13 protein-coding genes are annotated in these 13,690 nt (G+C 37.0%); 8 read left to right on the forward strand and 5 right to left on the reverse strand.

All coding sequences use genetic code 11. The annotated features are described in order from the left end of the window. Positions 1-21 precede the first annotated feature (21 nt). From IGJ53_RS07345 to IGJ53_RS07365, 5 genes are all read right to left on the reverse strand, one after another. Positions 22-1,059 carry an AI-2E family transporter gene (locus IGJ53_RS07345; protein WP_010732594.1) on the reverse strand — a complete coding sequence of 346 codons (1,038 nt, stop codon included), beginning with the start codon at positions 1,057-1,059 and terminating at the stop codon, positions 22-24. A 149-nt stretch (positions 1,060-1,208) separates the two neighbouring features. Further along, positions 1,209-1,649, reverse strand: a complete 441-nt coding sequence (locus IGJ53_RS07350) for a MarR family winged helix-turn-helix transcriptional regulator (protein ID WP_002290718.1) — start codon at positions 1,647-1,649, stop codon at positions 1,209-1,211. Positions 1,650-1,705: 56 nt separating this feature from the next. Next, positions 1,706-2,116: an organic hydroperoxide resistance protein gene (locus IGJ53_RS07355; protein WP_002290719.1), complete on the reverse strand. Its 411-nt coding sequence runs from the start codon at positions 2,114-2,116 to the stop codon at positions 1,706-1,708. 176 nt (positions 2,117-2,292) lie between these two features. Next, a complete protein-coding gene (locus IGJ53_RS07360) occupies positions 2,293-2,727 on the reverse strand; it encodes a VOC family protein (protein WP_010732595.1) in 435 nt (144 codons plus the stop codon). A 103-nt stretch (positions 2,728-2,830) separates the two neighbouring features. Beyond that, positions 2,831-3,679 carry a YitT family protein gene (locus IGJ53_RS07365; RefSeq protein WP_002290725.1) on the reverse strand — a complete coding sequence of 283 codons (849 nt, stop codon included), beginning with the start codon at positions 3,677-3,679 and terminating at the stop codon, positions 2,831-2,833. 407 nt (positions 3,680-4,086) lie between these two features. Here IGJ53_RS07365 and IGJ53_RS07370 point away from each other — a divergent pair, with 407 nt between their 5' ends. From IGJ53_RS07370 to IGJ53_RS07405, 8 genes are all read left to right on the forward strand, one after another. Continuing rightward, positions 4,087-5,853, forward strand: a complete 1,767-nt coding sequence (locus IGJ53_RS07370) for a glycoside hydrolase family 13 protein (RefSeq protein WP_010732596.1) — start codon at positions 4,087-4,089, stop codon at positions 5,851-5,853. 102 nt (positions 5,854-5,955) lie between these two features. After that, entirely contained in the window at positions 5,956-7,215 is a 1,260-nt protein-coding gene (locus tag IGJ53_RS07375) for an extracellular solute-binding protein (protein WP_010732597.1), read from the forward strand. Positions 7,216-7,362: 147 nt separating this feature from the next. Next, positions 7,363-8,664 (forward strand): carbohydrate ABC transporter permease, encoded by a 1,302-nt coding sequence (locus IGJ53_RS07380; protein WP_010732598.1) that lies wholly within the window; start codon positions 7,363-7,365, stop codon positions 8,662-8,664. A gap of 3 nt (positions 8,665-8,667) precedes the next feature. Next, positions 8,668-9,519, forward strand: a complete 852-nt coding sequence (locus IGJ53_RS07385; protein WP_002290731.1) for a sugar ABC transporter permease — start codon at positions 8,668-8,670, stop codon at positions 9,517-9,519. 12 nt (positions 9,520-9,531) lie between these two features. Further along, positions 9,532-10,347, forward strand: a complete 816-nt coding sequence (locus IGJ53_RS07390) for a maltodextrose utilization protein MalA (protein ID WP_259741816.1) — start codon at positions 9,532-9,534, stop codon at positions 10,345-10,347. A gap of 150 nt (positions 10,348-10,497) precedes the next feature. Next, positions 10,498-11,664: an SAM-dependent methyltransferase gene (locus IGJ53_RS07395; RefSeq protein WP_002290735.1), complete on the forward strand. Its 1,167-nt coding sequence runs from the start codon at positions 10,498-10,500 to the stop codon at positions 11,662-11,664. A 232-nt stretch (positions 11,665-11,896) separates the two neighbouring features. Further along, positions 11,897-12,544 (forward strand): PepSY domain-containing protein, encoded by a 648-nt coding sequence (locus IGJ53_RS07400; protein ID WP_259741817.1) that lies wholly within the window; start codon positions 11,897-11,899, stop codon positions 12,542-12,544. Positions 12,545-12,627: 83 nt separating this feature from the next. Next, positions 12,628-13,572, forward strand: coding sequence for a dihydroorotate oxidase (locus IGJ53_RS07405; RefSeq protein WP_002329225.1), 945 nt, complete (start codon positions 12,628-12,630; stop codon positions 13,570-13,572). The last annotated feature ends 118 nt before the right edge of the window (positions 13,573-13,690 follow it).

Raw genomic sequence — 13,690 nt, forward strand, 5'->3', positions numbered from 1 at the left:
TTATCTTTCTTCATTTTTAATTTAAAGGATATCTGTTTCTCTTGGTGAATGATTTGGAATCTTTTTCACTTTCAGCACATCTAAAAAGAAGGTGAAGATCGGAATGCCGACAATCAATCCCCAAACGCCAAAGAATCGTTCACTAACAAGCAAGACCACGAATGTATAAAAAATCGGCAAGTCTGTTTTGCTAGACATCAATTTTGGGTTCAGTACATAAGATTCGATCAGATGCACAACCAAAATCGTCATCAGGATATAAACAACATCTCTGATTCCTCCTTGGGAATAAGCAATGAAAGATAGAGGAATACAAGAAATAATAACGCCTGCTACTGGGATCAGACTCAGAATGAATATCATAATCGCTAAACTCAGCAGTTGGTGAAAGCCAAATGCGGCCAAGGCAATAGTTGTGAGCAGAGTGTTTAAAAGAGCAATAATAAATTGAGCTTCTAATACTAAGCCAAATGTGTTGACAAACTTATCGGCAAAATAATATAGATCTTGAAAGAACCAAGAAAATTCACTTTTTAGAAATAACCGTGAGAATAAAATCGTTTTTTGCTTTTCAATCATAAAAAAGAAACTTAAGATGAACGACATAGCGAACGCCACGGCCAGTTTTCCTATATCTTGTAAATAGCCAAGCGCAATTGACGCACCATTTTGAAGCTGTTCAAAGAAATCGTTCCGCTCGATATAATTGTGGATGTATTGTAAAACTGGATCTGCATCTTTTGGTTGATGCTCGTAAAAATCAATAACAGATTGGATCATATCGAATGTTTGATGAATAAGCATCGGGATATACTTTGTGAATGCCAGATAGATAAGATAAACAATCAATGTATAAATCATGATGGCTAAAATACCTGTAGGAATTCGGACAAATCGCTGAATGATCTGAACAAGGTGAATCATCAAGTAAGTAAAGATAAATGTGAGTAAAATGGTTGTAATCATACTTCTTACTAAGAAAAGTACAAAAATAACAGATAATAAAACCGTGAGGCGGCGTATTTTTTCATTCGCCAAAAAACGCTGATAAACGGACAATTTGACAACCTCCAAATAACAAAAATAAACACGTTATTCATTATATGATGGAATACGAAAATAAGAAAGGAAAAGAGCAAAAAGAAAAACTGCTAAATGACGTTATCTTATGAGTTGGTTTTCCTCATAAAATCGTTCATCTAGCAGTTTCAGCCCTTTTTCTGGTCTTGATGAAAATTATCTAGCATTTTTCGGGTCAGATGTTGCAGTGTATCCAATTCTTCCTGTTCAAGTGGAAGATAAGACTTGATCTTTTGTGGAATACCTTCTGCTTGTTTTTGCAACGCAACTCCTTGAGAAGTGAGCGTAACATTTACGATTCTTTCATCATCCGTTTCACGCTGACGCTTGATATAATTTTTTTCTGCTAACTTCTTCAGTAAGGGAGTTAGCGTACCAGAATCCAGACACAAATCATTTCCTAGCTCTTTCACTGTAGTCTTTTTCTTTTCCCATAAAACTAGCATCACAAGATACTGGGTATAGGTAAGATCCAGCGGTTTGAGAAGGGGAGTGTAGTGTCTAATGATCTCCTTAGAGGCGGCATATAAAGGAAAACATACTTGATTAGCTAAATATAGATCTTCCATTTTTCCACCTCCGCTGTTTTACTATAGTGTATCATAGCGGATTTACACAAAAAAGTCTATTCACTAACAGCTTTTAGAGTAACTTCGATATTTCCAGCTGTCGCTTTTGAATAAGGGCACACTTTATGTGCAGCTTCTAATAATTCTTGGGTTTCTTCTAGAGAAAGACCTTCGATAGATCCTTCAATCTCTACGCCTAAGACAAAGCTCATTTCACTTTCAGAATAAAGAGAAACTTGTGCGCTGACAGTAGAAGCGCCAGAAATATTTTTTTGTTGTTTAATCAACTCCAATGCACTGTTGAAACAGGCACTGAAACCAGCTGCAAACAATTGTTCAGGATTTGTTGCGTTTTCAACGCGTTTACCAGGAGCTGCAATATTTAATTCGAATGTGTGATCAGGATTATGGACTTCTCCAGAACGTCCGCCTGTGTTGATCATTTTTGTAGAATACATTTTTTTCATAAGATTACCACCTTTTATTATATTTTGTACAATCCAATTGTACACAACTTAATTACGAAAAGCAAAGAAATTGATTGTTCAAGGAAAAAAGAGAAAGCAAATGGAACAAACTTGCTTCCTCTAATAAGAACATTTACAAAAAATATCAGTGACAAGAACTAATCTCATCATGAACTTTACATATATTTTTCAAAAAGTTGTTTTCTTTCTTCAAAACTTACTTCACGATGAACCTGATGAAGCATCCATAAATAACCAAAAGGATCCCTGAACATCGAATTGGTCACACCAAAGTCCATCATTTCTGTCATTTCTTGGATCTCTACACAGCCATTTCGTAATGCTTTATTATGTGTGTCCTTAATGTCAGAGACGATGATATTGAACCAGATCGTATTTGGATGTTCAGCAGTAGGGGCAGTCAGACCAAGGGGCGGATTTTCATCCAACATATGGAACCGCGTGCCATACAAGGAAAAAATGACTTCATTATTGCCTCTAGGATACTCTGTTGCCTCAATCAGTTCTATTTCATCAAAGATCGTTTGATAAAGTTTTAGAGCTTTCAAACTGTCGTTTACTACAAAATCGATTTCTGTTCCTTTATGCATAAAAATCTCCTCTCTTTTTCAATCGAACATTTACTTACTTCTTCTATTATTATACCAGTTAAAGAAAACGCATTCAAAATAAAGGGATTGATTACTTACCAACTCATTCGATTGGATGATAAGTAAATCCGCGTCCCATTACTTCTGCTACGCTGTTGACAATGACAAAGGCGCTTGGATCAATTTCTTCTATCAGAGGTTTCATTCGAGAGAATTCATGATCAGTCACAACAATCAATAACACTTCTTTTGACTTTCGGTTATAGCCGCCTTTTGCCTCCAGCAAGGTAAGCCCGCGTCCGATTTCAGCACTTAAGCGAAGGCGGATGTCTTCCAAAGAATGTTCGCTCATGACCATGACGGATTTCTTCCGATTGATACCTGTTTCGATATAGGTCATGACAATTGAAGTGATTGCAATAGATAAAATAGCGTAAAGAAATTCTTCTATTCCAAAAACAAACAGATTGAGAGAAACGACGAAAGCATCTGTGAGAAATAGGCCGATTGAAGTGTTCAAGTGGAAATATTTTTTAAAAACGAGGGGAGGGATCGTCGTGCCACCACTGGAAGAGTTATTTTTATATAAGATGGCCACTCCTAAAGCAAAAATCGCACTTCCAAAAATGACCGATAACAACCGATCTGAAGTAATCATCATCTCTGGAACTACCGCGATGATCAAAGGAAAAACTAAGCTTCCAAAAAGCACTTTGAAAAAAGGTTTTTTACCTAAAAACAGAAGAGCTAGCACTAACATAACGATATTCAATACTAAAATGACTATAGCACGGTCAAAACCGAAAGCAGCTTCCAGTAATATTCCTAGTCCGCTGACACCACCAGCAGCGATATGATGAGGCCCTAAAAACATATTGATAGCGACTCCTAATATAAAGAGGGCAAAAATAATCTTGGCATATGTCCATATAAATTGTCTTGTTTCTTTCATTTATTCACTTCCTTTAGTTGATTAATAGTATTCTTATCTTATTATAACTTATTTTTCACTATAAGTTAACTTCGTTTAAGAAAAAAATTAGGCTTGGCTAATTTGGGGTACTTAACTTATCTAAAATTACTCGATCAAACAAAAACTCTTAAAAAATTTTTTTAATTAGGAGTATCGAATATAGAGAGCAGAGAAGCAGAGAAACTAAGATAACTATAGAACTCGAAATAGGTAGAAAATAGCTTAAAAACTTTTAAAAAATTTTTTCATTAACTGTTGAATTCGTTTAAAAAGTAATGGAAAAGTGTCAAAAAAACTGTTACCGATAACATTTTTTGAAAGCGTTGTCTTTTCTATCTCTATCACTTATAGTGAGGACGTAATATTAAATCGCAAGGAGGAAATCAATGGACACAGCTGCAATTTATCATCGACCGGAAAGTGAATATGCATTTCTATATACGAATACAAAATTACGTATCCGGCTTCGTACTCGGAAGAATGATATCAAAAAAGTATATGTGTTAAGCGGAGATCCATATACCATAACAACTGAAAAATGGTATCAAAAAGAACGACCAATGAAAAAATGTTTAAGTACAAATGTTCATGATTATTGGGAAGTTGAATTGACAAGTGAAACAAGACGATTACAATACGCGTTCCATGTTATTGGAGAAGACAGCACAGATTGTTTCTATGGTGATCAAGGAATTTTTCCTTATCGAGAAAATGTGATTGCTGAACCAAATTTTTATTTTCGAATGCCTTATTTCCATCAAATTGATCGCTTCTTTGTACCAGAATGGGTGAAAGAAACAGTATGGTATCAAATTTTTCCTGAAAGATTTGCAAATGGGGATAAAGCAAATGACCCCGAGCATACTTTGGCTTGGGGAAGCAAAGAGCCAGACCGTGAAGATTTCTTTGGCGGGGATTTACAAGGTGTGATGGATCATCTGGATTATTTGACAGACCTTGGTATCAATGGAATATACTTTTGTCCCATATTTAAAGCTACATCCAATCACAAGTACGATACGATCGACTATTATGAAGTCGATCCCGCGTTTGGAGATAAAAAACTTTTAAAAAACTTAATTGATGAAGCACATAAACGAGGGATACGTATCATGTTTGATGCTGTATTCAATCATATGGGGATCCATTCGCCCCAATGGCAAGATGTACTCGAAAACGGAGAAAAATCAATCTATAAAGACTGGTTCCATATCCGCTTTTTCCCAGTAGATTCCTATCAGATGACTGATGTGCCAGAAACTGCTGAAAATATCCCATATGATACTTTTGCTTTTACTCCATTCATGCCCAAACTAAATACAGCAAATCCAGAGGTTCAAAAATATTTACTAGATATTGCCACCTATTGGATAAAAGAATTCGATATTGATGGATGGCGACTAGATGTTGCTAATGAAGTGGATCATCATTTTTGGAAAAAATTTAGAGAAGAAGTCACAGCCATCAAACCTGATATCTATATCCTAGGAGAGATCTGGCATTCCTCACAGGCCTGGCTGCAAGGGGATGAATTCCACGCAGTAATGAATTACGCATTTACAGATTCAATTAAAGATTATTTTGCAAAAAAGAAAGTTACAGCTTCGCAAATGGTCAGCGGAATGAATCATCAGCAAATGCTTTACAGAGATCAGGTGAACGAAGGGACATTTAACTTATTAGATTCTCATGATACTGCAAGGATTTTGACTCTTTGTAATGGGAACAAGGAGTTGATGAAATCTGTGATGACTTTTATGTTTCTTCAAAAAGGATCTCCTTGTATCTATTATGGGACAGAAGTAGGGATGACTGGTGGAGAAGACCCAGATTGTCGAAAATGTATGGTCTGGGAAAAAGAAAAACAAGATCTAGAACTGTTTGGTTTTATAAAAGAACTCGTTTCTCTTAGGAAACAGTTGTCTAAGATTCTTTCTGAAGGGGCTACCCAATGGCTAATAGTAAATGATCGTGAAGATAAGCTTTATTTTATACGTGAACTAGAGGGGCAGATTATCCATATTTACTTCAGTCAGTCAGAAGAACCTTGGATAGTAGAACAGGAAAATGAGGTTATTCTTAGTCAAAATTGTCAGTTATTAGAAGATGGGAAAGCAGAGATACAGCAATACGGATTTTTGATTATGTGTTGAAAAACTGTTACCGGTAACAACAAGAAAGCGTTTGCAAATATAGATTTATGCCCATTATAATAATGGTGTAACAGCACGTTGAATACACAGGAGGAAATGAAGATGAAAAAACAAAGCGCGAAAAAGTTAGGTTTAGGGTTAGTCTCTTTAGGAATCTTAGGCGGATTAGCGGCTTGTGGCAATGGTAATTCTTCAGCAGAAGGGGAAGCGGAAGAAGGAAAAACGTTAACAGTCTCCGTTGATTCTGGATATAAAGATTATATAAACGAAATAAAAGATACATTCGAAAAAGAAAACGATGTGAAGATCAAGCTGGTAGAAAAGGACATGTTCGATCAGTTGGAATCATTAGCGTTAGATGGGCCTGCTGGAAAGGGACCTGACGTTATGATGGCAGCATATGACCGGATCGGTGCGTTAGGACAGCAAGGACATCTGGCGGAAGTAAAACTGGGAAATGAATCAGCTTACGATGAAACAGACAAAGCCCAAGTGACTTATGATGGAAAAATCTATGGAGAGCCTGCAGTAATCGAGACCCTTGTTTTGTACTATAACAAAGATTTAATCGATACAGCACCAGCGACGTTTAAAGATTTGGAAAATCTATCCAAAGACAGTCGTTTTGCTTTTGAGTCAGAAGCAGGAAAAAATACAGGATTTTTAGCTAAATGGACTGACTTTTATTATTCCTATGGTTTGATTGCAGGTTACGGCGGCTATGTATTCGGTGAGGATGGTACAGATCCTTCTGATATCGGTTTGAACAATGCAGGTGCTGTAGAAGGAATTTCTTATGCAACAGATTGGTTCCAAAATGTTTGGCCTAAGGGAATGCAAGACATAAAAAGTGCAGGAGACTTCGCCAGCCAGCAATTCATGTCCAATAAAACTGCAGCAATTATTGACGGTCCATGGCAAGCGCAAACATACAAAGAAAACAATATCAATTATGGTGTTGCAAAAATCCCTACTCTAAACAATGGACAGCCTTATCAACCATTTGGCGGAGGAAAAGGATGGGTAGTCAGCAATTACGCTAAAAACAAAGATCTCTCTCAAAAATGGCTCGATTATGTAACGAATCAGGAGAATCAAGAGAAATTCTTTGAAATGGTAAATGAAATCCCTGCAAACCAACAAGCTCGGGAAACAGCCAAGGCTAAAAACGATGAATTAACAACAGCTGTGATCGAACAATATGAAACAGCTCAAGCAATGCCAAACATCCCAGAAATGGGTGAAGTTTGGACAGGTGCAGAAAACTTGATGTTCGATGCAGCATCAGGTTCAAAAACACCAAAAGAATCCGCAGATGAAGCAGTGAAAACAATCAGTGAAGCCATAGAACAAAAATACTGATTAAAATGATAACCGTCCATTTTTATAAAAAAATGGAACAGGTGCTTCAGATAGAGGTGGCAAGAGCGAGATGGAAAATTATCTTGCTCTTGTTGCCATTATCTTAAAAGTAGTTTGCGGTTTAGCAAGTTTAGAGGGGGCATTCAGATGCAGCAAGATAAAACAAGCCAGATCAACGAAAAAAGAATCACGCTTTGTTCACTTATTCCGGGGATGGGGCAGTTTGTAAATGGCCAAACTTTTAAAGGTATCGTTTTTTTCGCCATATTCGTCCTATTCATTGGTCAGATGCTTTTGGGCGGATTTCATGCATTGATAGGATTGGTTACTTTGGGAAGTATACCAATGGAAGATCATTCATTATTTATTTTGATTGAAGGCACTTTGCAATTCATCATTACGATCATTTTCTTGATTTTTTACGCTTTGAATCTTTTAGACGCCTATCGAGTAGCAAGGATGCGTAAAGAGGGCAAAAAAATCAATCGGACGATGAAGGAAGTCATACATAATATAGGTGACGAAGGTTTTCCTTATCTATTGACACTTCCCGCGTATCTTCTCATGATTTTTACCATCATTTTCCCAGTCTTAGTCACATTATTTACTGCATTTACCAATTATGACTTTAATCATATTCCACCAGCCAGTTTGATTGATTGGGTAGGGGCTAAAAACTTTTTTAGCATCTTCTTCTTGAGTTCATATCGCAATACTTTTTTTGCAGTCTTTTCATGGACCGTGATCTGGACGTTATGTGCAACAACTTTGCAAATCACCCTTGGTATTCTCACAGCGGTTGTTGCTCACCAGAAATTTATTAAATTCAAACGTATTTTCGGTATCATTTTCTTATTACCATGGGCGGTCCCAGCTTTTATTACTATCATGAGTTTTTCGAATATATTCAACGATAGCGTAGGTGCCATCAATACTCAAGTGATTCCTTTCATAAACCAGCTTCCTTTTGTAGACATCAGTGCAATCTCTTGGAAAACGGACCCGAACTGGACGAAAGTGGCAATCATCTTAGTTCAAGGATGGTTAGGATTTCCCTATATCTATGTAATGGTTACAGGGATTTTACAGTCGATTTCTGAAGATTTGTATGAAGCAGCAAAAATCGATGGAGCAAATGCATGGCAACGTTTCTCAAATATCACACTTCCAGCTGTATTTCTAGTTGCAGCACCAACGTTTATTACCCAATATACTGGGAATTTCAATAATTTTTCTATGATCTACCTATTTAACAATGGAGGCCCCGGAAGCGTGGGTGGAGGAGCTGGTTCTACTGATATCCTGATTTCATGGATTTATAAACTTACGACTGGAACTTCTCCGCAGTATTCTATGGCTTCAGCCATCACGTTGATTATCTCCATCATCGTTATCTGCGTATCTTTGCTAGTGTTCAAAAAGACAAATGCGTTCAATATGGGGGATTAAACAATGAAAAAATTTCATTCGAGTGCACGATTCCAAAAACGGCTTTCTCACTTTTTTACTTACTTTTTTCTTTTGCTGTTATCAGTCATTATTATCTATCCACTTTTGATCACAGCAAGTACTGCCTTCAAGTCAGGAAACATTGCGGCTTTCAGTTTGGATTTTTCAAGCGACTGGACTTTAGGGAATTTCACGCGGCTGTTCAGTGAAACACTTTACGGGACTTGGTATAAAAATACGTTAATCATCTCTGTCCTAACGATGATCGTACAAGTAACTGTAGTAACTTTAGCCGGCTATACGTATAGCCGTTATCGTTTTATCGGCCGCAAATCAAGTTTGATGTTCTTTTTAGTGATTCAGATGGTACCGACTATGGCAGCATTGACTGCCTTTTATGTCATGGCTTTCCTATTAGAGGCGCTAGATAAGTATTGGTTCTTGACGATGATCTATATAGGCGGTGGGATTCCAATGAATACTTGGCTGATGAAAGGATACTTTGACACAGTACCAATAGATTTAGATGAATCTGCTAAACTTGATGGGGCAGGGCATTTCAGGATTTTTTTCCAGATTGTATTACCTCTTGTCAAACCAATGCTCGCCGTTCAAGCATTATGGGCATTCATGGGACCATTTGGCGACTTCATGTTAGCGAAGTTCTTGCTTCGAACACCTGAAAATCAGACTGTTGCTGTCGGCCTGCAAACATTTATTTCTGATGTGACAAATCAAAGGGTCTCCCTCTTTGCTGCTGGAGCAATTTTGATTGCTTTACCGATTTGTCTATTATTCTTCTTTTTACAAAAGAACTTTGTTACCGGCCTGACATCTGGCGGAACAAAAGGATAGGAGCAGAGGATCATGCAAACATTTCCGTTAAATTATTTTTCCACTTTACGTACGCCAACTCAAGTGTTTGCGGGACGCAAACTATTATCATGGCCTAAATTTTTCTTGATATTTGTATTTTTAGTTTCCTTGATGGTCATGCCTGTGACTCTTTTTTATGCCAATCAGATCCAAGCGATTCCATTAGAACAATTTCTATCCGTTCATTCGCTGATCGATGAACAAGGAACCAAAAAATTTTCTGAACTTGAATTATCTGAAACTGGGTTACAATCATCGCAACAAACGATAGCTGTGACCCCTGAAATTTTGGTAGGTGTGTCTTTATCTGAGAAACAACAATCCGATCATGGAACTTTTATTGATTTTGAGAAGGAACAATGGGTGATCCAACAAAAGGATAAATCTGGTATACGCCGCTATACGATGAATTATAGTCCATCTTTCCAACCAGATTCTGTACGTACGCCCGAAGATTTCCAACGATTTTTAGAAAGAGAATTTTATGCCAGTAATCGTCCAACAATCATTTTATCTTATAGTTTAAGTCTTGGTATTGTCCTATTTGTCATGACGAGTCTCATTTTATTCGGGGCTTCCTTTTTCTTGTGGATGACAAGAAAAAGCCAACTTTCATCCATTCATACATTCAAAGAGAGTGCAAATTTGATGCTGAATGTTATGGGGATAGGATCCATGGTAGCAGCAGTTGTAGGGTTTATCCACTTTGACTTTATCTTGATGCTAAGTGTCCAAACAATGATAACTGTCTTGCTGCTTTTATGGGTTTTTGCTAAGACAAAATTCAAAGATAAGCGTGTCGAATGACAAGTTTAAGTGATTTGTGCGACAATGAATGTGAAAAAAATGAAAAATAAAGTAGTTTTTGAAAAATTTCTGAAAAAATTAAACTTCTTAGTTGATTCTTTTCTTTTTTAGTATTAACGTAATAGGGTAGTTTTTTTAAGGAGGAAAATCATGTTAGAGAAAACTTTATACAATCAATTATTTTCACGTTCTTTCTCGCTCCCTGTCGAAGTAAATTATTGGGACGGTACAACGAAACAATACGGAGATACGGACACTCCTCCCCAAATCAAAATCAATATCCATGAAGAAATCCCAATGAAAGAGATTACAAGCAACGCTTCTTTGGCACTAGGAGAAGCCTATATGGATCATCGAATCGAGATCGAGGGAAGTATCCAAGCATTGATCAACGATGCTTATCAGCAAGCAAACAGCTTTTTACGAGGAAAAGATTATCTAAAATGGCTGCCAAAGAAAGAAAAACATACAAAACAAAAAAACAAAGAAGATATCCATGCGCATTATGACTTAGGTAACGACTTTTATAAACTTTGGCTAGACCCAACTTTGACTTATTCTTGTGCCTATTTCAATACACCTGAAGATACGTTGGAACAAGCACAAATCAATAAAGTCCATCATATTTTAGACAAACTCTTTATCAAAGAAGGCGAAACGTTGCTTGATATCGGTTGTGGCTGGGGAACATTGATGTTCACTGCTGCCAAAGAATATAACGTCAAAGCAACTGGGATCACTCTAAGTGAAGAACAATATGATTTGATCACCAAAAAAATCAAAGAAGAACATTTAGAAGATAAATGCCGTGTATTATTAATGGATTACCGTGAACTAAAAGGCGAAACGTTTGATCATATCACAAGTGTAGGTATGTTCGAACATGTAGGTTCTGAAAATCTTGAAGGTTATTTCAAAGTCGTAAAAGATTTATTGAAACCAAAAGGAACAGCTTTGATCCATGGAATCAGCCGACAACAAGGCGGTGCGACAAATGCTTGGATCAATAAATATATTTTCCCTGGTGGTTATGTTCCTGGTGTTACGGAGTTAGTTGATAATATTACAAAAAACGATTTGCAATTGATCGATTTAGAAAGTTTGCGTCGTGACTATCAATTGACATTAGAGCATTGGACAAAAAATTTCCATCAAGTCCAAGATCAAGTCACAAAAGAAATGGGTGACTCCTTCTATCGGATGTGGGATCTATATTTACAAGCTTGTGCAGCTTCATTTGAGTCAAGCAATATCGATGTAATTCAATATTTGCTTGTTCAACCTGGAAATAATGATATCCCAATGCATCGTGCATAATTGATATAAAAAGGCAGTTTAAAAGCTATTTAATTATTTAATAAATGGAAGCTAAGTTTTATGAGGCTCCCGAAGTGAGATTTTAGTCTAACTTCTAGGGTTGTCTCTAAGCTTAGCTTCTTTTTTATTTTCATAATAAAAACGTTGTTCTTTAATTTTTAAACATGACAGAAATTTTTTTCTTCGTTATACTTGTATAGAATACTATTTTATAATAAAGGAGATAGAATCAATGAAGAAAACTGTTATTTATACTAGTTTATTTGCGGCTTTGTTTTTAGCTGCTTGTCAATCAAACACCAATCAAGGAACATCTGGGAATACATCTTCCAGCAGTGAACAACGCTCTTCTCAGGTATCGGAATCCTCAACAAACGCAAGTACATCTTCATCTAGTCAAACAAAGAATTCGAGTGAGGCAATGGGCCAGACAGCTATCAAAGTGTCTGTAGCTCGTGCGATTGACTTGTTTAAAGATAAGTATCCAGATACTGCTATTACTAGTTTGGAACTAGATAGTGATTGGGGATCTTACTTCTACAAGATAGAAGGTGTCGATGATCAAAAAGAATATGAAGCAAGAATCGATGCTCAGAATGAAAAAATGGAAACAGAGAATCCAGAAACGCTAGATCGAGAGGATCAAAATGGTCAAAAGAAAAAAGAAGATGGTCTAGCTGTTGATAAATTGATCACGATTGAGGAAGCCGCAAAGATTGCTGTCGATAAAGTAGGAAGCGGTACAGCAACCGATTGGGATCTGGATAAAGAACTAGGCACTACTTATTGGGAAGTCAAAGTAAAAGATGGCAATCAAAGTACGTCAGTCAAGATCAATAGCCAAACAGGAGAAGTACTATCAACTGAACAGGATGATTAAGAAATTCGATGAAAAACAAGAGTTGATTTTTCTTTTAGTCATGATACACTAGATAAAATAACTTGTTTGAAGGAGCGATTTACTTGAGTTTAGAAACGACCTTTGCCAATCATACCTTTGCCAACCCTTTTATGAATGCATCTGGTGTACACTGCATGACTACCCAGGAATTAGACGAGCTGGCTCATTCAGAAGCAGGAGCATTTATCACTAAGAGCTGTACAATCAATGAACGAAAAGGAAATCCCGAACCACGCTATTTTGATGTTCCTTTAGGCAGTATCAATTCTATGGGGCTTCCCAACTTAGGCTTTTCATATTATCTAGAGTATGCTCTTGCGTATGAAAAAGCGCAGAAAAACCCAAATCAACCATTATTTTTTTCGATCGCCGGGATGAGTGTCCAAGAAAATTTGGAAATGCTTGGGGAAATAGAAAAAAGTGGATTCAAGGGGATTACTGAACTAAATTTATCTTGTCCAAATGTGCCTGGTAAACCACAACTAGCTTACGATTTTGAGGCCACTTATGAAACACTGAAAGAAGTATTCAGCATCTTTTCTAAGCCGCTAGGAATCAAATTGCCTCCTTATTTTGATTTTGCTCATTTTGATCAGATGGCAGATATCTTGAATCAGTTCCCGTTGACATATGTCAATGCTATCAACAGTGTGGGCAATGGGTTGTATATCGATACAGACAAAGAAGCAGTGGTCATCAAACCAAAAGAAGGGTTCGGCGGCATTGGCGGAGAGTATATCAAGCCGACTGCTTTAGCAAATGTCCGCGCTTTTTATACGCGTTTGAAACCAGAAATCCAAATCATCGGTACAGGTGGGATTCGGACAGGACAAGATGCATTTGAACATCTGTTATGCGGTGCAAGCATGTTGCAGATTGGTACCGAGCTTCACAAAGAAGGACCGGAAATCTTTTCTAGGATCACAAACGAATTAACTCAGATTATGTCAGAAAAGGGATATGCGTCTATTGACGAATTTAAGGGTAAATTACGCACTATTTCTTAGTAAAAAGACGAAGATCGATCATGATCTTCGTCTTTTTTTATAAAAAACGGTTGTCTGTTCATTTTTGTGCAAGCGTACTCATTGTATGTTAGACGAACTTGTGGGAAAATAACAGGGG

This window comes from Enterococcus sp. DIV1283b (assembly GCF_051710965.1).
Classification (GTDB): domain Bacteria; phylum Bacillota; class Bacilli; order Lactobacillales; family Enterococcaceae; genus Enterococcus_B; species Enterococcus_B lactis.

Coding starts and splice junctions, on each gene's coding strand:
- IGJ53_RS07390 (WP_259741816.1), top strand. CDS start 9,532: ATGCAAACATTTCCGTTAAATTATTTTTCCACTTTACGTACGCCAACT.
- IGJ53_RS07375 (WP_010732597.1), top strand. CDS start 5,956: ATGAAAAAACAAAGCGCGAAAAAGTTAGGTTTAGGGTTAGTCTCTTTA.
- IGJ53_RS07350 (WP_002290718.1), bottom strand. CDS start 1,649: ATGGAAGATCTATATTTAGCTAATCAAGTATGTTTTCCTTTATATGCC.
- IGJ53_RS07380 (WP_010732598.1), top strand. CDS start 7,363: ATGCAGCAAGATAAAACAAGCCAGATCAACGAAAAAAGAATCACGCTT.
- IGJ53_RS07400 (WP_259741817.1), top strand. CDS start 11,897: ATGAAGAAAACTGTTATTTATACTAGTTTATTTGCGGCTTTGTTTTTA.
- IGJ53_RS07355 (WP_002290719.1), bottom strand. CDS start 2,116: ATGAAAAAAATGTATTCTACAAAAATGATCAACACAGGCGGACGTTCT.
- IGJ53_RS07385 (WP_002290731.1), top strand. CDS start 8,668: ATGAAAAAATTTCATTCGAGTGCACGATTCCAAAAACGGCTTTCTCAC.
- IGJ53_RS07365 (WP_002290725.1), bottom strand. CDS start 3,679: ATGAAAGAAACAAGACAATTTATATGGACATATGCCAAGATTATTTTT.
- IGJ53_RS07360 (WP_010732595.1), bottom strand. CDS start 2,727: ATGCATAAAGGAACAGAAATCGATTTTGTAGTAAACGACAGTTTGAAA.
- IGJ53_RS07395 (WP_002290735.1), top strand. CDS start 10,498: ATGTTAGAGAAAACTTTATACAATCAATTATTTTCACGTTCTTTCTCG.
- IGJ53_RS07370 (WP_010732596.1), top strand. CDS start 4,087: ATGGACACAGCTGCAATTTATCATCGACCGGAAAGTGAATATGCATTT.